This window comes from Candidatus Uabimicrobium helgolandensis (assembly GCF_041508025.1).
GTDB classification, from domain to species: Bacteria; Planctomycetota; Uabimicrobiia; order Uabimicrobiales; family Uabimicrobiaceae; genus Uabimicrobium; species Uabimicrobium helgolandensis.
Genome location: NZ_CP165719.1, coordinates 7803986 through 7823138, shown reverse-complemented (window position 1 = coordinate 7823138; position 19153 = coordinate 7803986). Strand labels below are relative to the sequence as shown.

Annotated in this window: 18 protein-coding genes; 3 read left to right on the top strand and 15 right to left on the bottom strand. The window is 33.8% G+C overall.

Annotated features, from left to right (window positions below; all coding sequences use genetic code 11):
• The first annotated feature begins 60 nt into the window (after nt 1–60).
• Nucleotides 61–885, top strand: coding sequence for a carbohydrate deacetylase (locus UABHE_RS28900; RefSeq protein WP_372366815.1), 825 nt, complete (start codon nt 61–63; stop codon nt 883–885).
• On the top strand, nt 872–1813 hold the full coding sequence (locus UABHE_RS28895) for a hypothetical protein (protein WP_372366814.1): 942 nt from the start codon (nt 872–874) through the stop codon (nt 1811–1813). The genes UABHE_RS28900 and UABHE_RS28895 overlap by 14 nt, the downstream gene beginning before the upstream one ends.
• 129 nt (nt 1814–1942) lie before the next feature.
• Here UABHE_RS28895 and UABHE_RS28890 read toward each other — a convergent pair whose 3' ends face one another.
• Entirely contained in the window at nt 1943–2653 is a 711-nt protein-coding gene (locus UABHE_RS28890) for a phosphatase PAP2 family protein (RefSeq protein ID WP_372366813.1), read from the bottom strand.
• A gap of 26 nt (nt 2654–2679) precedes the next feature.
• Here UABHE_RS28890 and UABHE_RS28885 point away from each other — a divergent pair, with 26 nt between their 5' ends.
• Nucleotides 2680–3216 carry a dihydrofolate reductase family protein gene (locus UABHE_RS28885; RefSeq protein WP_372366812.1) on the top strand — a complete coding sequence of 179 codons (537 nt, stop codon included), beginning with the start codon at nt 2680–2682 and terminating at the stop codon, nt 3214–3216.
• Between the two features lie 801 nt (nt 3217–4017).
• Here UABHE_RS28885 and UABHE_RS28880 read toward each other — a convergent pair.
• The 14 genes from UABHE_RS28880 to UABHE_RS28815 all read right to left on the bottom strand — a co-directional run bounded on the left by UABHE_RS28880 (nt 4018) and on the right by UABHE_RS28815 (nt 18757).
• A complete protein-coding gene (locus tag UABHE_RS28880; protein WP_372366811.1) occupies nt 4018–4965 on the bottom strand; it encodes a diguanylate cyclase domain-containing protein in 948 nt (315 codons plus the stop codon).
• Between the two features lie 11 nt (nt 4966–4976).
• Nucleotides 4977–5828 carry an FHA domain-containing protein gene (locus UABHE_RS28875; protein WP_372366810.1) on the bottom strand — a complete coding sequence of 284 codons (852 nt, stop codon included), beginning with the start codon at nt 5826–5828 and terminating at the stop codon, nt 4977–4979.
• Between the two features lie 9 nt (nt 5829–5837).
• On the bottom strand, nt 5838–7355 hold the full coding sequence (locus UABHE_RS28870; protein WP_372366809.1) for a serine/threonine protein kinase: 1518 nt from the start codon (nt 7353–7355) through the stop codon (nt 5838–5840).
• Between the two features lie 3 nt (nt 7356–7358).
• Nucleotides 7359–9257 carry an FHA domain-containing protein gene (locus UABHE_RS28865; RefSeq protein WP_372366808.1) on the bottom strand — a complete coding sequence of 633 codons (1899 nt, stop codon included), beginning with the start codon at nt 9255–9257 and terminating at the stop codon, nt 7359–7361.
• A gap of 10 nt (nt 9258–9267) precedes the next feature.
• On the bottom strand, nt 9268–9678 hold the full coding sequence (locus UABHE_RS28860) for an acyl-CoA thioesterase (protein ID WP_372366807.1): 411 nt from the start codon (nt 9676–9678) through the stop codon (nt 9268–9270).
• Entirely contained in the window at nt 9675–10412 is a 738-nt protein-coding gene (locus tag UABHE_RS28855; RefSeq protein WP_372366806.1) for a hypothetical protein, read from the bottom strand. The genes UABHE_RS28860 and UABHE_RS28855 overlap by 4 nt, the downstream gene beginning before the upstream one ends.
• Nucleotides 10409–11599, bottom strand: coding sequence for a PQQ-binding-like beta-propeller repeat protein (locus UABHE_RS28850; RefSeq protein ID WP_372366805.1), 1191 nt, complete (start codon nt 11597–11599; stop codon nt 10409–10411). The genes UABHE_RS28855 and UABHE_RS28850 overlap by 4 nt, the downstream gene beginning before the upstream one ends.
• Entirely contained in the window at nt 11599–12801 is a 1203-nt protein-coding gene (locus UABHE_RS28845) for a PQQ-binding-like beta-propeller repeat protein (RefSeq protein ID WP_372366804.1), read from the bottom strand. Before UABHE_RS28845 ends, UABHE_RS28850 begins: the two co-directional genes overlap by 1 nt.
• 89 nt (nt 12802–12890) lie before the next feature.
• On the bottom strand, nt 12891–13124 hold the full coding sequence (locus UABHE_RS28840) for a hypothetical protein (protein WP_372366803.1): 234 nt from the start codon (nt 13122–13124) through the stop codon (nt 12891–12893).
• Nucleotides 13111–14211 carry a hypothetical protein gene (locus UABHE_RS28835; protein ID WP_372366802.1) on the bottom strand — a complete coding sequence of 367 codons (1101 nt, stop codon included), beginning with the start codon at nt 14209–14211 and terminating at the stop codon, nt 13111–13113. Before UABHE_RS28835 ends, UABHE_RS28840 begins: the two co-directional genes overlap by 14 nt.
• A 4-nt stretch (nt 14212–14215) precedes the next feature.
• A complete protein-coding gene (gene amrA / locus UABHE_RS28830) occupies nt 14216–14782 on the bottom strand; it encodes an AmmeMemoRadiSam system protein A (RefSeq protein ID WP_372366801.1) in 567 nt (188 codons plus the stop codon).
• A gap of 40 nt (nt 14783–14822) precedes the next feature.
• Entirely contained in the window at nt 14823–17084 is a 2262-nt protein-coding gene (pnp, locus tag UABHE_RS28825; RefSeq protein WP_372366800.1) for a polyribonucleotide nucleotidyltransferase, read from the bottom strand.
• A 159-nt stretch (nt 17085–17243) separates the two neighbouring features.
• Nucleotides 17244–17513 (bottom strand): 30S ribosomal protein S15, encoded by a 270-nt coding sequence (gene rpsO, locus UABHE_RS28820; protein ID WP_372366799.1) that lies wholly within the window; start codon nt 17511–17513, stop codon nt 17244–17246.
• Nucleotides 17514–17545: 32 nt separating this feature from the next.
• Entirely contained in the window at nt 17546–18757 is a 1212-nt protein-coding gene (locus UABHE_RS28815; RefSeq protein ID WP_372366798.1) for a reverse transcriptase domain-containing protein, read from the bottom strand.
• Nucleotides 18758–19153 lie beyond the last annotated feature (396 nt).

Sequence of the window (19153 nt, the reverse complement as noted above, 5' to 3'; positions counted from 1 at the left end):
TTCGCTAGGGCTTATCATCAATTAAACAAAATTTAGTTGATGACATACCTAATAAAAAATATGAAACTTATTATAAATGCCGATGATTTTGGCCTAACTGAATCCGTCAATCAGGCTATTATTGATGTGTTTCAGGCTGGTAATTTAACTTCAACAACTTTGATGGTAAATATGCCTGGTGCTACACATGCTATAGAATTAGCCAAACAAAATCCACTACTAGCAGTGGGTTTACATTTTAATATTACAGAAGGAAGACCACTATCAAGTGCTAGCAGTATAGTCGACTCTCACGGGAAGTTTTATAGTAGAAGTGTACTGACAAAATTAATATTGCAAGGGAAGGTCCATAAACAAGATATAGAACAAGAACTACAGGCTCAAATTAATAAGTTTCGTAGTTTTGATTTACCGCTTTCACATGTAGATAGCCATCAACATATACATATGCTACCTTTTGTGTGTAAAAGTATTGTACCGACATTAATGCAAAAGAAAATCACAGTAAGAGTAGTTGATCCAGTTTACGATTTATCGTTATTGACAAAAAGGCCACTAAAATGGATAAAGCAATATTTAAATCAGCGATTTGCTAAAAAATTTAAGCGTATTTTTAGCGGAAAAGTCAACGACAAGTTAATTTCTATCCACGATTTAAAAGGAGGGGTAATCACAACATCTACATACCGTGACTTGCTATCCTCATGCCAAGGAGTGGTCGAGCTAATGGTACATCCTTATATTTTAGGGGATGACTTATTAGAACTATACAAAGAACAACCAACAAAAATGGCATTTTTGAAAAAATGTGAATTGGAACACCAAATTTTAACACAAGAGAAAATCTTTACGATCTACAAGGTAATTCACTATGGAAATATCTGAAAACCTCCAATTACAATTGGCCAATAGTAATGATTTCATGAGTATTTCATCTCTTCGAGCTAGAGATAATGATAAAAATGCGAACATTGACTACTTGCAATATTGGTATGAAAAAAATCCAAATAGTAGTTACTCTATAGCTATTTGTAAGGTTGGTGAAGAAACTGAAGGGGTAGCTTCTACCAATAATTTTGTTTTTAATATCCAAAATCACGCCAAACAAGTAGCTATGCCACAAAAAGTTTTGACTTCTCCCAAGATCAGAGGGCAAGGAATATTTGGTAAGTTATATCGTATGACAGAAGCCGACAATTTAGCAAAGGGCATAGATTGTTTCTTTACCTTTACCAATGCAATGAGCACACCCATATTTTTACAAAAATTTAACTACACAAAAGGACAATCACCGCAAATATGCTTACTGGTAGCAAATCCTTTACACTGTTTACGGTTGAGAAAACCATATATCATAGTGGATAAATTTTGCGAAAATTACTGGCAACGAGATTTATTACAAATACCTAATGCCATGGTAAAAAATGCATCCTATTACAAATGGCGTTACCAAGATTATAAAAGTAATATGTATATTAAGTTGCGCTCACCAGCACAAAATAACGGTTATGTAGTATTAAAAAAAATGTACAAGAAAAAAATAGCATTTTTTGCTCTTCTCGATATAATCACCGACGATAGCAAAAACATAACAGAGCTTATAACAATAGCATATTCATATGCAAGCTCCAGGTTATCGTTGGGATTGATGGTTTGCTATCATCAACTTTTTTCTTCAGCATTAGATCGTTTTTACCAAATTCGATTTAACGACCGCTTAAATTTCTTAGTAAAAGGAAAAACACTAGCAGAGACAGAAATGCTAAATAAAATAAAGTTTAGTTTTACTTTTGGTGATTTTGATTTTGTGTAGGTCGGAATGCCTCAACTTTTACAACTACATCAGTTACTGTAATCTTGATGCTAGTAGCATCCCAATTCCGAACTTCTTTGTGTATTAAGCACGTCGTGTAAAATGACTGTGATTTTTTATAGGAGCGATCTAGGTCAGTGGAAAGTCGGTTTTGGTAGTATTTTTTACATTGGGTTCCAAGGTTTTTATCGCAAAAACAGCTAAATAATATACAAAACTAGCAACAATAAGTGTGAGTACCAGTGGAAATATTGTATCGGATAAAAAATGTCTTCCTGTAGCAATAGAAGCAATAGCCTGTAATCCGCCATAAAATACAGTAAAAAAAATGCCACAATACAAAACATAGTAATTTCTATATATACAACCAATTACTATTAAAATTGCTACTTCAAAACTTTTAGCACAGTGGCTAGATGGAAAACTATTGTACGAAGTTTTATCTTTCGATGTAATAAACATAGGCTTATAAAACGGTTGGAATTTTACCTCTCCTCCAAATTCTTTTATATTTATAGGTCGTGGTCGCCCCCAGTTATTTTTTATTGGCTTATGCAGTAATTGATAGCTGATTATTGGTACGAGCAATATAAGAAAAAACCCTAGGTGGTACTTCCTTAAATTTTTATACCAAAAACTTGCAATAATAGAAAAAATAGAGCTGTACAGCAATACATTTGATCCAAAATTTGCTGAGCTGCGAATAAAAAGATAAAAATCACTTCGACTAAAAGATCCTTTAGTAAAAAAAAAATTAGAAACAAAGATATCTAACCATGGCGAAAGCAAAACAAAGGTGCAACAGAATAGAGCGAGCACTAGTTTTAGTTTCAAACGCATCTTTTCTCTTTTCATAAGGAAAATTAATGACAACTTATGTTTATATTGCTACAAGTATTGATGGATTTATCGCAACCGAAGATGGCGGAATTAAGTGGCTTTATGATATACCAAACCCAGATCAAAGCGACTATGGATATGCTGATTTTGTTAGCAATATTGACTGCCATGTTATGGGACGCAAAACTTTTGAAAAAGTGCTCACTTTTGATAGTTGGGGGTATGAAAAACCTGTTTTTGTATTAAGCAATAGTTTAATACAAGTTCCTAAAAAATACAACAACAAGGTTAAAATTATGAGTGGTTCACCAACAACGATTATAAGAAAACTTGCTGAACAAGGATATCAAAATATATACATTGATGGAGGAAAAGTAATACAACATTTTCTTCGGGATGATGCTGTTGATGAAATGATCATTTCTAAAATTCCTATAGTACTTGGTAGTGGCATTCGCTTATTTGAAAGTACTTCGCAAAGTTTAAAATTTAAACACCGAGCAACAGAAGTTTATAATGGAGAAATTGTAAAGAGCCATTATGTTAGAGCAAATCAAAGTTAAATTAAAACATTAACTCGCACAAAATAAGACGATGTTATTATATTTTTCATTTTTTTTATTTTATGGTTGACATTTTAAAGTAATCATTATAATCTATTCTCAAAATTACTACGTTTCAATATTTGATTTTTCACCTCTCTAGGTTGATATTGAGACTCAATTTCAACCATAGATTTTATAGCTCCTTAAAAAATCAAGGTTACTCCTCTACTTTGATTTTTAAAAGCATAAACTTCCTTTTATGCTGCTATTATCAGTGAATTGTATTATTTTGTAACTTGTATTATTTAATTGAGAATGAGACTCAGTTTTGATGTTGAAATTAAAGTTGAGCTGCACATCATTTTTAAAACAACTGAGGCTACTAAAAAAAGTAGCCTCGAATTAAATTTTTATTTACCTTACTTGTTGATCAAAACCCAACATCAACAAGATCGTTCCTTGAAAGATTAAAGCTCTTCTAATTTGATTTTAAAAGCATAAACTTCCTTTTATGCTGCTATTATCAGTGAATTGTATTATTTAAAAAATGAAACTCAATTGTTTCAAGAAAATTTTGCTATCAAGATTGAGTTTCTACATCATTTTTGAACCAATTGAGGCTGCTAAAGAGCAGCCTCAAATTTTAAATTCAATTGGAGTCATCATTTAATATGCCGCTGGATGCGTAGTCGTTTTATCGTGTCTATTAGGTGCAATAGCTTGGTATATGTTTAAATTTTTGGAACATTCTCAATAAGATGAAAAATCTTTATAAAAAGATCTTCTCTTACGAGATAAAAGCAAGCTGAAATCAGAAGATTACAAGAGATTATTTCTTCTTTCAGGTTTTTGAAAGCCTAAATGGCGAATTCGTTTAGTTTTATCTCTTTGATAAATCATATAATTATTTTTCCCCGAGCGTTTAGCTTTATACATTGCAGAATCGGCTTTTGTTAATAGGTTTTCACAATCACACCCATCAATAGGTGCAATAGAAATGCCAATACTTACCCCTCCCCTCAGAGAAGTATCTGCGATTGCAATGTTAGAAACAGCCATTATGATTTTATTGGCAACTGTTTCACAATTGTGTACTTCCTTTACATCCTCTAGGATAACGACAAACTCATCTCCTCCTAGACGGGCAACAGTATCGTTTTTTCGAACACAATGCTTGATTTTTTTTGCCACTTCTTGCAAAAATTTGTCGCCAACATCATGTCCAAGACAATCATTAATTGGTTTAAAATTATCTAGATCTAAAAATAAAACAGCCACTAAATTTTCATGCCGTGCAGAAATTGCAAGAGCATGATTAAGACGTTCTTCAAGCAGTAAACGATTTGGTAGTTTTGTTAACGGATCATAATATGCCATTTTGCGAAGTTTATTTTCTTCACTTTTAACAGTGGTTATATCAGAAAATATTGCAACATAGTGTATGTTTTTCTCGTCTTCTATCGCACTTATGTTTGCCCATTGCAAATAAATTTCACCGTTTTTACGTCTGTTCCAAAATTCCCCTTGCCAACTACCTTTTTCTAATAAATTTATCCACAAATTTTTGTAAAATTCTCGACTTTGTTTACCTGACTGAAATATACGTGGGTTTTTACCGATAATTTCATCGCGAGAATAACCAGTTACATTTGTAAAAGCTTGATTAATTGCAACAATATTCCCACTACTATTTGTTACCATTATTGCGCAAGAAGTTGCTTCGAAAATTTTTTGCGCTAGCTGTTTGTGGTTCGTATTCGCTAACAATTTATTTCTCTCTAAATTAGATGTATATTTTGTTTAGTTCTAATAACGGCAACACTTTCTTCAAAATCGCGATGTGTAAGCTGAACAGTTTGTGGAGAAAAGTTTTTCCATAATTTCATTTGATTTCCAACTAGATTCCACTCTACCATATCAGAACCCTTTAGGATAACATTAATCCCGATACCTTTATAGCTATTCTCTTGTAAAGATTTCTTCGCTGTTTTTAGTGTCTTCATGTAATCAAATCCATTACCTTGGTCGCGAATCTCTACTAAAATATTATTCTTAACGATAGTTATGCGAATAAAAACACATAATTCTGAATGATTCTTATTTCCATGTTTAACAGCGTTTGATACTGCTGAGCGCACAGAAAGAACAAAATTACTTGGTACAAGACCCATTTTAATAAGTAAATTAATCTTCTCTGATAAAACAGTGAATACCTGCGTTATTTTCTCTGTTGTTGTTGGCACGATAAATTCTACATCCACAGCTTTAAGCACCTGCATCCAATTAGTATTTAAAAATTGTGAATTTCGATAGTCAATAACAAAAGAACAAGGAGAAAAATCATTTTGGATATACCAAATTTTTTGTGATGCAATTGTAATAATATCGTTGTGTTTCAATACTTTTTTTTCTATGCGCTCGTCATTTACAAAGGTACCGTAAGAAGAATTTTCATCCTCTAATATTATATTTCCATCTTCCATATAAATACGAGCGTGTGATCTAGAACAACGAGCATCATTTATAGCAAGATCATTGGTGTTGTGTTCTCCACGACCAATAGACATTGCTTCTATAATCTCTCGAGATTGAAAAACATTTTGATCCAATTGTATTTTCAAATGTGGCATACCAAATTCCTATCTATATAACTCATTTTCAACTACAAAACGCATAAGCGCTCCTCGAACATTTGCTTTGGTTATTATATTTTGCTTGAGCATATCGTTTAAAGCATGAATGTAAGTGTATTGTTTATTCTGATGTGAATATACTAACTTTTTTATAGAGGCTTCATTTGCCCCTAAATTGACATTACGAATAAAGCCATTGGTCATTTTTTCAATAAAATCTAAATCAATAGATATTTTTTGCCCTAATACACTTGTGATAATTTTGTCTTGCCCAAAAAGAGAACTAAATGCTGCAACAAAACGAAAAATATCCATATCTCTTTGGGAAGCAGTATAGTCGCGAAATACTTTAAGTATAGAGATTATCTTTTCTCGCGGGAGTTTTTCCTTCACTCGCAAAGAATAAAGTATATTACGGTACCTTTGCAAAGTAATAAATGTATCTTTTAAGAACTCAAAATGTAATAACTGCGATACATTTTCGCGAGCAACTCGATTGACCGAGCTGACATTTGCTGCGCTAGGAGAGTTTGCATCTCCAAGGTTTACTTTATTAGGTACAGTGTTGTTGGGGTTTGCGTTTTCAGAGTTTGCTTTGACTGCTTGATTTATTTGCTTGCTGTTATTTTTTGCAACAATACGATGTACCGTTTCGAGAAGTTCATCAGTTGGATACCGCGGATGTAATTGTATTATTTTTGATATAGAGCTTGTAAGTTTTTCGTGGGACGGCCGACGTTTTTTATCTCTGTGCAGCATACTATCTACTATTTTTGATATGTTTGATGGTATTTGGGAATTGATTTTCTTGACTGGTGTTGGTGAACTATGTTTATCTAGAATATCAATATAATCACTCAGAGAAGGGGAATCATCTAAGTAATCGCGAAAAGGAGGAAACCCAGTTAACATTTCATACAATGTAGCCCCAAGACTATATATATCTCCTGAGTAGTCGATATCGCTATGAAAAGTTCTTTCGGGCGCTAAGTAGTAAGGTGTTCCTAATATTGTTGGTCCCATAGTTATTTGCGTATGACTATCGAGATGTTCTACTATTTTTGCAAGACCTAAATCAGCTATTTTTACTTCGCAGCGGTGATCAATAAGAATATTAGAAGGTTTTATATCGCGATGAACAATATTTTTGTTTTTTAAAAATGTAAGTCCTTTTAGTGTTTCAAGAGCAATAAATAAAACATCTATTTGGCTAAATTGAAATCCTTCTTCCATTAGAGCTCTTAATGAAGGGCCATTTACATATTCCATAAGATAATAAAAACATTGCTTTTGACGCCACTGCCCTAAACCACAATCGTCACCGCCACGAATAATATTAGCATGATTTATTGTTGCCGTTATTTTCATTTCGCGTTTGAAACGGTCAACCATCTGTTTACTTGTTTGGTTCAAAATAAGTAATTTCATTGCGTATTCTTTTTGGCGGCGACATTTCAGTACAAAAGTATCACTTCCAATAAATAACTCTTCTAATATTTCGTATTTATCTACTTTTCCTATCATAATTTACACTAACTTTGTTGAATCATAAGGACAAAAAACATAGTTAGAAGGAAAAACATTTTTGCATTGTAAACATTTTAATTCACTTATTTTACGTTGAATAACAATTAAACTTGTTACGTTTGATGATAGTAAACGTTTCGCGGCATTCTCGGCAGAAGGATTTTTCATTTTAGATAGTAAATCACTAACATCTTTTAACTTTATCATAATTTTAGGAGCACCTTTTGTTGGAATACAATCGGGTTGTATAATAAGAGCGGACTCTCTATCAAAATTACAACAGGACTCGGAAACTATTTCTTCGTCAAATAGATGTCCTAGTAAACTTACTCGACTATCATCGCAAGATAGTTCTTTGGCTATATTTTCTCCATTATCTATATATATAGGAGATAAATAGCTTCCACAGTTTAACCAAGAAAGTTTTTCATCGCTTAATTTTAATAAAAGTCCCTTACAAACAAGTGGTACATTGCCTTCGCAACTATAATCTTTGTACTTATTAAGTATTCTGTCAAAACCACGTGCAATAACCATCAAATCATCTGTAAGTTCTGTTAATGCCGAAAAAGCTCCTCTTAATTCTTGCACAACAAGAGCAAAGCCAATATTTGTGGAAATGAGGTCACCAATAAAGACAAATACATGTTCTTTGTTTTTAGTTACGCAATATAGGATGTTTTCTTTATCGCAAAACTTTGTACTTATTTTTACATCTAAGTTTCCAAAATGAATGTCGTTAGCTGCATTTTGTAAAGTATAGAAGTTTTTAACTTTGTTCTTCGTTTGTAGAATTGATTGTGAGAGTGTATGGCGATGCTTTTTATTTCCACATAGAAAATATAATATTTGGCGCCCAACTCGAATAATATCTTTCGATTTTAATTTCTGTGATTCACGTAAGATACATCCATTAACAATAACATTTTCATTATCAAGAGGGTTAATAATCAAACTACCTTCGCCTTTAATAAGCTTAAAATTCTTTTCCACTATAGATGGATCATTAGGAAAACAAATGTTGGCTTTTGGAGAGCTACCGCAGATAATCATTCCGCCTTCTATAGGAAATCGCGAACCATCCAAAACAGAAACTAGTTCCATTTTATGCGTTATTTTTTCAGCGTTTGTATTCGCGCTTGTCTTTGTATCTAACTTTTTACATCTGTTAGCGTTGGGATTTGTAGTTGTATTAGGTTTTTTTACAACCATTTGTTCGTAAGCTTCGCGAAGATTACTTATCTTATCTGATTTCAAATCAACTTCTGTTTCTTCGCCAGGATTTGAAACTTTATTCGCTTTTTGAGCAGCAATTTCACTGTTTATTTCAGTTGAAACAACATTTGCTTCCATATTTGATATGGAAATTTCATCATTGGTTTCTATTAAACTCTGTGCTTTATCGTTTCTTTCTAACATACTTTTTTGCATAAAATTGCGAAGATCTTCTATTTCTTTGTCCCCTATCTCTGCAACATCTCCAACTGGACTTGTTTTTTGCTCTTTAATTGTTGCGAGTAGATCTTGTTGCTTTTCTTCTAATTTAGGTTTGACGTATCCTTCATCCTTAGGCACTAAGGTCGGTGCACTAGTATTTAGTTTAAAAGTGACAAAAAACTTTTGTTGTTCAGAAAAAGAAATACGATCTCCGTGTTTAAGTATCTTTTTATCTATTCGTTTACCATTGACATACGTATTTTTATTACTACTACGATCTACTAAAATATATTTTTCGAGCATTGGTATGTCTTCTTGCACAACAATTGTTGCTTGCAGAGCAGAATATAAACGGTTGTCAGGAAGTTTAAGCTGACAACGACTACCATCGCGACCAATGTTAAAATTCTCTTCTTCAATTAAATGCTTTTTCTTCTGGGTATCTTCTAAATAAACCAGCATAGGTCTCACCTCACTTTGGAAAACATTCTCGAAAACGTTGTGGAATTTCAATACTTTGGAGTCCAGTTTGTTGGCTATAAGAACAGCATACAATAGTTGAATAACCTATAGCCATTTGCTGTCCATTTTTCTCTATTGAAGCCTTATATTTTAAAGATTTAGTTCCAATATGTTGAATATCAATATATATATCGATAGTATCTTCAAATTTGATCGGCTTTTTGTATTCAAATGAACAAGAAACTCTTGGCCAAGAAATGATGTTTTCTCCATCAGGCATCATTACCGATAAATCCAGCGAGCGAAAAAATTCGTGCTCTGCAACCTCCATATACCTAAAATAATTACTAAAATGCACAATTCCTACCATATCTGTGTCGGAAAATTCAACTCTTTTGGTAGTGTGGAAGTGGTGGTTCATTGTTGCTCCTTTAATCGCCTTTTAGCAATATCTGCTATTTGCATATGTGTATCTGAAGTCATTTTTTGTAATGTTTTTCTTGATGTATTACTATTTTGCACAACACTCAAACGCACGACAATACTATCTTTTTCTGATAATTGATCCAATATAGTAGGTGGACATGATTTATTGTTGGCAATACTATGCATTGTCGGTTCAGATAACTCATGTTGCCATAGTTTCCATATGTTTTCATCAAATTTAGTACTACGAGCAATTTCCCAGTAAATACGTGAATCGCGACGAGATTTTGCTATCTTATACAAATCATTTAACAAAACAGAAGGATGTCTGACAACCAGTCTGCGCACGAAAACATCTTTATCATCAGCTAAAATACTCAAGATATTACTTGTTGACGAAGGGTTTGATGCAACATTACGTTTAACAAAAATATCTTCATCTTTGGCTAACATCGCAAGTGTTTCGGGAGATGTTTTGTCATTTTTAGCTATCACTTGGCGCATTGAGATATTACAAGCTTTTAATTCCTCATTGTTATAGAAGGCTTTAGTATCCTGTACTTGAAAACTTATTTCGCTTAAAATATACTTATGTGGGCGACTTCTTATGTGCGAATAAAACAGATCGTTTTTAGCAAACTCTCCATACACAAAAAAATAGATATAGGAAGATATAACACATAGCAATACCGCAAATAAAACATATGTACGTGTCGGTGTTTTTTTCATGAATCGTCTCGCAAATTTAAACAAATAATTTCTTCACGATTGCGTAAAAAAATAGAATCGTCGACTACAGTGGGCGTTGCGCGGCATCGACTACCTGGAAAAGGAAAGCACGTACCTTTGTTAATATACTTTTTACTATTTAGCTCAATTAAAGATAAATTGCCCTTTTCACCTAGGACAATAGCATCACCATTTGATAAACCAGTGATCATTCCGTTATGAAAACCACGTTTTTTCCATTTGATTTTTCCCGTAGTAAAATCAACACAAACTAAAAATTGACCACCACAGCCATAAAGATGTCCTTTCCATAAAATAGAACTACTAAAGCGATTTCTTACTTTACTCTTCCATACTTTTTGTACTTGATAACCTTGTTGTGGTTCTAATTTAAGTAGAGTACTTCCTCGGTGAGAGTCAGCGCAGAAAAAAACAAAATTTTTATGATATATAGGAGCAGAAGCATTGCTTTCTATCTCGCGTTCTAAGGGATAACGCCATAAAGTATGACCATTATCTGGTGATATACCAATACAAGAACTGCCTGTTAGGAAAATCACTTGCGGTTGTTTGTCTTTTACAATAATTGGTGTTGAGTAAGAGCTTGATTCTTGGCCGCTTTCCCAAACAATTTTGCCATCATTTTTTGATATAGCAACAATTGCATGATTTGCTACGTGAAAATAAAGTTTATCTTTGTAAATAAGAAGTGATGAACAAGTTCCCCAAAGTTGTACCTCACTACCAAATTTGTTTATAATATTATAATTCCATACACTTCGTCCGTTCTTGATGTTTAAGCACCACAAATCTCCATATCCACTCAAAACATAAACTTTATCTTCGTGAACAGTTGGTGTAGACTGCGGACCACCTTCACTTCCTTGGCGAAAAAGATAGCCAATCTTTTTTCGCCATATCTCACTACCATCTTTGGCATTAAGTGCAATACAATATTCAAATTCGTCATCACCAAATAATGTATAGATGACATTTTTATATACAGATAAACATGAATAGCCTGTTCCCAAAGGAATACGCCACTTCTCTTTAGGACCTTGTACTGGCCAAGTAATGGGATGATCACTAACTTTAGCAATACCATCGCCATTAGCTCCACGCCAACATGGCCAGTCCTCTGAATGAATACAAATTAAAAATAGAAGAAAACATAAAAATATACGCATTACTTACTCACGTCCAAGCAAACCATTTGCGACTCATTACGAACATAAAGTTGCCCATTTGCAATTGTAGGAACTGTCCAACATTTTGTTCCTTTAAATAGCGGCATAAACCCTTTTTGTTTATAACTACCAGGAATAAGTTCAGCAATAGCTAAGCCACCTTTTTCACCAAGAATAATCATGTGATTATTTACGCCGACAAGAGAGCCTTTTTGAAAACCACTTTGCGTCCATTTATTTGAACCTGTTTGAAAATCCATACACTTTAGGCGAGTTTGGTGGAAACCATATATGTGGTTATTATGTAAAATAGATGAAGAAAAATGGTTTTTCATTTTCTTTGTTGTCCACAATTTTCGAGCACTAATCTTACCATCATTTACAGTTAGTTTAATCAAAGCGGAGCCCGAACGGTAGCCTGATGAAATAAAAACGTGGTTATTATGAAAAATAGGAGTAGCAGCGTTGACATTGTAATCTGTTACCCATTTACTTTTCCATATTATTTTTCCGTTTTGCGGAAGAAATCCTACGATATGATCTCCTGTGAACATAATTACTTGAAATATACCTCCTATCGTAGCTGTGATGGGAGTGGAATAACCAGCAGGAAAATTGCCAGATGTCCACTTAAGCTTTCCCGTATTCTTGTCCAAGGCAATTATTGATCCCTTTTTACCACCTGGATTATAAAGTAAAAGATCATTTACAATAAAAGGTGAACCAGACATTCCCCAATCGATATTTTTAGCAATAAATTTCTTTAATACATTCATTCCCCAATATTTACGACCATTTTTTGTCGACAAACATTGTAAATCGCCATTAGAACTAATCACATATACTTTATTACCGTCAACTGTTGGTGTGGAGCGCGGACCGTCCCCAAAATAATTTTTGAATAGATAACCTAAGCGTTTTTTCCATAGTACTTTTCCGGTTTTAGCATCCAAAGCAACAGCATTTTCATAGTCGCTATCTCCGTATAAAGTGAATACACGTCCATTTGCAACTGATATACCTGAATACCCAGATCCAAGTGAAGCTTTCCACAAAGTTTTTAAACCTGCTTTAGGCCACGAAGTAAGTATATTTTTCTCTTGAGAAACTCCCGTGCTAGCTTCTCCTCGCCACTTAGGCCAATCATCGCTAAAACAAAGGCTTAATGAACATAAGATAATAAAAGACATAGCTTTTTTCATTTTGTTTTTCCTAAAAAATTACTGTAAGCGAAAGTACAATTTGGTCGTAATTTGTTGGCAATTGTTTTATCCAAGTAAAACTACGTTTCTTATTTTGCGATATAATGAATCAATTTTTCTAGTTCTTTTTTCCGTCCGTTTTTATTTACCCAAGAGACAAAATCACTTAATTTGTTTGGAATTAGTTTCGTTTCCATAGCACCGTCCACAACATTGTCTGTAGAGAATTTTGTATTTTTGGAAGTATTCTCATGGCAAATAATTTTTACTTCTAAAATCTTTCCTCCACGATTACGAACAATGATAGCTTCATTTTTCTTCATTTTTAAGTCTTTCGTTCAAATAGGAATGTACTACAGCATTATATTTACTTGGGTATTCAATTTTTTCCCACCCCTGCATGGTGGAAAACGCATTTTTAGATGATTTTGTGAGGACCAATTTTTTTTGTGGTTCATCAATTTCAAAAGGATCGCCGTTTAGAAACGATCTTGTTACGCTTTTTCCTTGAAGCTTATCATTCAATTTGCCAGCTAAATGAGTAGCTTTTTGAATAGCACTACTTTGTTTTTCTAATATGCGTAACCAGTTTTTGTATGCTTGTAGTGCTTTTAGAGGACTGCCTTCCTGCAAGAAATTCTTTATTTTTTCATAAACCTCTGGCGAAGTTTCATCAGAAGTTTTAGACAACAGTTTATCTTTCTGTTGCCAATTTGATAAATCTTTTTCGATGGATATTACTGTCTTTTTCATAGAACGTATTGTTTGGTCTATCTTTTGTTTTCTCTTTTTCAAGTTTTTAGTGCTTTTTGCAATGTCCTGCTTTTTGGTATTAGAATTTAGCCACGATTTTGCCAAAGATTTTAAAAAAGAAGCCTCTTTATCACTTGCTTGTTCTATGTTTTTTGCTATTTTCATCATGTTCTTTGCTGAAATGGCAAGAAGTTTCTTTTGTTCTCGAGTTGTATTACTCCTTGTGTGTGGCGTAAGTAATATAGAAATAATAAGTACGACAAAACAAAGACTTAATATCTTTTGCAAAAATAGCTTGCGAAATCTCAGTTTTTCTTGAGGAAAATTTTTATCCAATTCTAATTGTGCGTGTGAGATAATTTGATTAGAGAAGGGATTTGTGTTTGATTCGATGATTATATGATACGCGCTACAAATACTTTCATTACAATAGTAACGATAATCATAATTTTTTGCTAAATGTTGAGTAGAATCGCAATACTTAGGTAAAAAAAATATAACGAAAAGCACAAAGCAAAGATATGGATAAAAAAATATAATAAACAACGACAAAATACTCACAATAATCGCTTTTTTTAATACCACATCAATAAGATTGTAGTACTTTAGTTTATTTAGGTACCAGAAAAATTTTTCAATTTGATGATCTCTGTCCATAAAGTTATTTTTCTTCTGAGATTTTTTGAGCTATGAAAACTTCGAAACGAGTATCTGATTCTTTCCAGGCGTTTTTAGATAAACCTGCTTTTAAAGAAAGGTTAATGAGTGTTTCTTCGGTATCCCAATCCTGTTCTAAAGCGACCTGAGGAAGAAATACGGCACTGTAACCGTTTTTTCTCAGGATAATACCATGTTCTCCAATAATAAATTCTTTTGGAGTTTTGATAGAAAAAGGAATAGATAAAATAGTTAATTCTGTAGATATTTGTGTTAATTCAGAATCTTGAATAGGAGGAAAACGGGGGTCTTCTGCTGCGGCGTGAATAGCTTGTTTTGTAATTTCTTCGTGTAAAGGGCATGTTGGAAAAATGCTACCAATACAACCTCTTAACCGTTGTTGTTTTTTGTAAGTAACAAAACAAGCTTGATGTTCTAAAAACCGAGGAGGAATTTCTTCGAAAGGTACTTTTAGGATTTTTTTGTATTTAATATACGAATACAATACTTTTTTCGCTAGCTGTAAACTCCACTGCAAGTTTTCTAAACTTAATTCTTTTACAGTTGGCATAGCAACATCCTAAAAGTACCAAACATCAAATCATACAAAATTATTTTTTGTGATGACGATTTCTTTTATGTCTATTGTAATGTTTCTTATGATTTCGATGGTTGTTTTGTCTTCTTGGTGGTTCACTATTGTCTTCATTACTAGAATTCTCTACAACAATCGTTTCCGCACCTTTGTCTTCTTCGCTTTTGTTTTCTTCAGAAGATGTTGGGCCTTCAACAGCGCGTTTACTTAACTTTACGCGATTTTGATCATCAATAGCTAAAACTTTTACTGATATTTTATCACCAACTTTTACGCTATCGTTGACATTTTGAACAAACGAATTTTCTAGTTCAGAAACATGGACAAGCCCTTCGAGGCCAGGAGCTATTTCTACAAATGCTCCAAAATCTTTTATAGAGGTAACCTTACCTTCGTAGATTTTACCAACTTTAAGATCTTCCGTCAATGTCTCAATCATTTCTTTTGCTTTTAAAGCCCCATCTTTTTTAGGACAATAAACGGTAATAACTCCATCGTTTTCAACATCTACTTTTGCACCTGTTGTGTCTTGAATGCTACGAATGTTCTTACCACCAGGACCTATAACTAGAGCAATTTTTTCTGGGTCTATTTTTAATCGTACAACTCGAGGAGCGTATTTAGAAATTTCCTTACGCGGACGACTAATAGCTTTCATCATTTCGCGTAAAATATGCATACGACCTTCGCGTGCCTGACTAAGAGCTTGCTCTAATATTTGACGATTGATACCTGTGATTTTGATATCCATTTGTAAAGCAGTGATTCCACGTTGTGTACCTGCGACTTTAAAATCCATATCTCCTAAGTGATCTTCGAGACCAAGGATGTCTGAGAGAATGTAAAAATTGTTACCTTCTTTTACAAGTCCCATCGCAATTCCACCAACAGGTTTTTTAATTGGAACACCTGCGTCCATCATTGATAGGGTACCACCACAAACACTTGCCATTGAACTAGATCCGTTAGATTCAAGTATATCGGAAACTAGACGAACAGTGTAAGGAAAGCGTTCATTGTCTGGCATTACTGCTTCAAGTGCTCTTTCGGCTAATGCTCCGTGCCCAATCTCTCGTCGTCCAGGGCCGCGCATAAAACCAACCTCGCCAACACAAAACGGTGGAAAGTTGTAATGGAGGATAAAGCGCTTGTGATACTCGGGATGAAGACCATCAATTACTTGCTTATCACTCGAAGTTCCCAGTGTCACATTTACCAAAGATTGCGTTTCTCCTCTGGTAAAAAGCGATGAGCCATGTGTCCGAGGTATTAACCCTACTTCGCTTGTAATGTTACGAATATCTTTGAGGCCGCGTCCATCGACTCTTTTTCCTCGTGTTATTAATTTACGTACAATCTCTTTTGTCAATTTTTGAAAAGCATTTTTCAAAAAAGTTTCTTTTTCTTCGTTTTCTTCACTAACCTCTTCGCCAATCAAATCTAGCTTTATTTGTGAAAAGTGCTCTTTTTGGGCCAAGGAACGATCGTGTTTTTTATGAATTTGTACGTTTTTTTCAATTTGAGAAGAGTATTTGTTTTGCAAAGTTTTGTAAAAATTTTCTTGCTCTACGCAAACTTCTTCTGCTATTTCTTCCGGAAAAGAAACGTTGCATTTACGCATAAGCTCTTTTTGCATTTCAATGATAGTTCGAATTTGCTCGTGGGCCCACAGTATTGCTTGGGTCATAACACTTTCGTCAACTTCATTTGCACCAGCTTCGACCATGTTGATTGCGTCATATGTTCCTGAGACAACAAGATTAATATCACTTGTTTCTAATTGTTCGAGAGTAGGATTTAAAACAAACTCACCATTTATTCGCCCGACACGTACAGAACCAACAGGACCACAAAAAGGCAATCCAGCAACAGCAATTGCGGAAGAAGCTCCGATCATTGCTAGAACATCCGGATCATTTTCTTGGTCGGCAGAAAGAACAAGTATAATCACTTGAATTTCAGAACAGAAGCTCTTGTGAAACAAAGGACGTATTGAGCGATCCACTAACCTCATGGTAAGAATTTCTTTTGTGGTAGGTCTTCCTTCTCTTTTATAAAAACCACCAGGAATTTTTCCTACAGACGCGCTTTTTTCTTTATATTCAACCAATAACGGCAAAAAACCTCGGCTTGCGCTTAATTCTTTTGTCGCAACTGTTGCAAGGACAATAGTATCACCATATTGAATGGTTACTGCTCCTGCAGCTAGGCGCGCCATCTTACCGGTCTCAATTTTTAACGTTTTTCCTGCAATTTCTTTTTCTACGATAAAACTCACTTGAGGTTCGCTTCCTAAAAATAATAAAATAGTAAAAAAGGAAAAGCAAAACTCTTACTATAAAAAAAACATAAGAGCTTTGCTTTTAGAATCAGTTATAAAATTATATTGGCTACTAAAGTTTGTAACTGATTCTTAAATAGAATAAGGTATCCTAAATTATTTACGTATACCTAAATCTTTTATAATAGCTTGATAACGACCTACGTCTTTCTTTTTTAAATAACGTAGAAGAGAAGTTCTTTGACCTACCAACATGAGTAGTCCTCTTCGTGTAGCGTAATCTTTGCGATGTTTTTTTAGATGTTGTGTCAATTCTTCTATGCGTTTAGTAAATATTGCTATTTGAACTTCCGCTGAACCGCTATCTGTTTCATGTTTGCGATATTTTTCGACAACATTATTTTTATCTTTTGGCGTCATTGCCATAGTATTAGTACCTCTATAAAAATAATATATTATTAGTTGGGATATTGATCCCACTGTAAACCTTTTCTTCCGAAAGGATGCGTTAAACTATGCTTTTCAAGATAAGTATTGTAAGGCCCCCATAAACGATGAGGTACTTTACCATAAACCATCTTGGCAAATGCTATAATACTTTGTATTTCTAGTTTCTTCTCAGGTGTTAGATCTGCAGTATTCATAAGACTTGCTTGGTGAATATTCGCTCTGAAGTTATCCAAACGATTCGCTGGTATGCGTACTTTGTTTTTTTCTATGATTAGACCAGTAACTTCCAGCTTTTGTCCTCTTTTTCTCTCGGCATAATGGATTTTTTTCGGATTTATCTGATAACCGCTGTTTAATATTGCTTTTTGAATTTCACTTTTTAATGCATCGCTAATAGGAGCATTTGCAGATATAGTAATATCATCAGCGTATCTTGTGTAACGATATTGTATATGTTGCGTGCTATTCGTTTGCAATAAACGATATATAGACTTGTCAAGAGTTATACATGCAACGTTTAGCAAATATCCTGAACAAGGTCCACCTTGAGGTAGTCCACCATTATGAGTTGTTAACTCCACTAGGATTTCAACCACTTTGTTTAAAACACTGTGATCGACTTGTTCCCCTAAATGTTTAAGTGGTATCTTGATATACCTCACGAACAAGTGTTTTACTCGTTCTTTTTTTACCGAAGGAAAAGCATCTTTTAAATCTACATTAAGGATACTTTCTGCAGTTTGCAAATGATGCGAGGCATTTGTTACAATGGATCGACCATTGATAAAGCCATGAGCCGCATTTGAAACAGGTATGCGATATAAAAGTCTATCGAGAACTCTTCTTTGGATATCTTTTAATATTTGAATAGGTGCGGATATTTCGCGGAAACAATATTCGTTTCCTTTCGGAATCTTCCAATCGTTATATCCTTCCCCTTTAGCTAAGCTACTCAAAGCTTCACTAATTTTGCTTACCGGAATATCTAGCCAGTTAGATAAATGACCAATCGCCAATTGTTTTAGGCTATTTTCATTCTCAGGTTTCGATATTTTTGGTCCCGGAACTGGAGGAACAATACTTTTTCGAGAAAGTCTTTGCTTTTCTACATCGAGAATTAGTATTGTTTGACAACTAGGACAAGATGCTCTACTACCAGGAAAAGCATCTTCAACAGAAAAAACAGAACTACATTCTGGACAACGAATTTCAACCGCCATAGAATCTACTTTCCTAAAGTACTAAAATGTGCCTTTGTAGCTTAGGTTTTACAAGGCTATTTTAAGTAATTTCCCTAATTTCCTAAAGAATTTTAAATTATAGAACATAAAATATACTCATGCAAGATAATTATTTTACTTCTAATAAGTGTTGAATAGGGGGAAATGTTAGGGTATGTCCCTATATAATGCTCCCTAAAATTTTTTAGGTGTAGTAATCATATTTATATTCAAATTTTAGAGAATTGCTAGGTTTATCATAAAGTGAATATAAACATGCTCAAACAGGGAATCCTGATAAGAGTACAAATTTTATTTTTCTGTACCCCTAAAACAAAAGCTTCCAAATATTTAAATATTTGGAAGCTTTATTTATGACTGCGCAATAAAGTTCTG

What these genes read in the sequence shown, in the direction of transcription:
- UABHE_RS28900 (WP_372366815.1), top strand. Translation starts at nt 61, where the DNA reads ATGAAACTTATTATAAATGCCGATGATTTTGGCCTAACTGAATCCGTC.
- UABHE_RS28895 (WP_372366814.1), top strand. Translation starts at nt 872, where the DNA reads ATGGAAATATCTGAAAACCTCCAATTACAATTGGCCAATAGTAATGAT.
- UABHE_RS28890 (WP_372366813.1), bottom strand. Translation starts at nt 2,653, where the DNA reads ATGCGTTTGAAACTAAAACTAGTGCTCGCTCTATTCTGTTGCACCTTT.
- UABHE_RS28885 (WP_372366812.1), top strand. Translation starts at nt 2,680, where the DNA reads ATGACAACTTATGTTTATATTGCTACAAGTATTGATGGATTTATCGCA.
- UABHE_RS28875 (WP_372366810.1), bottom strand. Translation starts at nt 5,828, where the DNA reads ATGCCACATTTGAAAATACAATTGGATCAAAATGTTTTTCAATCTCGA.
- UABHE_RS28870 (WP_372366809.1), bottom strand. Translation starts at nt 7,355, where the DNA reads ATGATAGGAAAAGTAGATAAATACGAAATATTAGAAGAGTTATTTATT.
- UABHE_RS28865 (WP_372366808.1), bottom strand. Translation starts at nt 9,257, where the DNA reads ATGCTGGTTTATTTAGAAGATACCCAGAAGAAAAAGCATTTAATTGAA.
- UABHE_RS28860 (WP_372366807.1), bottom strand. Translation starts at nt 9,678, where the DNA reads ATGAACCACCACTTCCACACTACCAAAAGAGTTGAATTTTCCGACACA.
- UABHE_RS28855 (WP_372366806.1), bottom strand. Translation starts at nt 10,412, where the DNA reads ATGAAAAAAACACCGACACGTACATATGTTTTATTTGCGGTATTGCTA.
- UABHE_RS28850 (WP_372366805.1), bottom strand. Translation starts at nt 11,599, where the DNA reads ATGCGTATATTTTTATGTTTTCTTCTATTTTTAATTTGTATTCATTCA.
- UABHE_RS28845 (WP_372366804.1), bottom strand. Translation starts at nt 12,801, where the DNA reads ATGAAAAAAGCTATGTCTTTTATTATCTTATGTTCATTAAGCCTTTGT.
- UABHE_RS28840 (WP_372366803.1), bottom strand. Translation starts at nt 13,124, where the DNA reads ATGAAGAAAAATGAAGCTATCATTGTTCGTAATCGTGGAGGAAAGATT.
- UABHE_RS28835 (WP_372366802.1), bottom strand. Translation starts at nt 14,211, where the DNA reads ATGGACAGAGATCATCAAATTGAAAAATTTTTCTGGTACCTAAATAAA.
- amrA (WP_372366801.1), bottom strand. Translation starts at nt 14,782, where the DNA reads ATGCCAACTGTAAAAGAATTAAGTTTAGAAAACTTGCAGTGGAGTTTA.
- rpsO (WP_372366799.1), bottom strand. Translation starts at nt 17,513, where the DNA reads ATGGCAATGACGCCAAAAGATAAAAATAATGTTGTCGAAAAATATCGC.
- UABHE_RS28815 (WP_372366798.1), bottom strand. Translation starts at nt 18,757, where the DNA reads ATGGCGGTTGAAATTCGTTGTCCAGAATGTAGTTCTGTTTTTTCTGTT.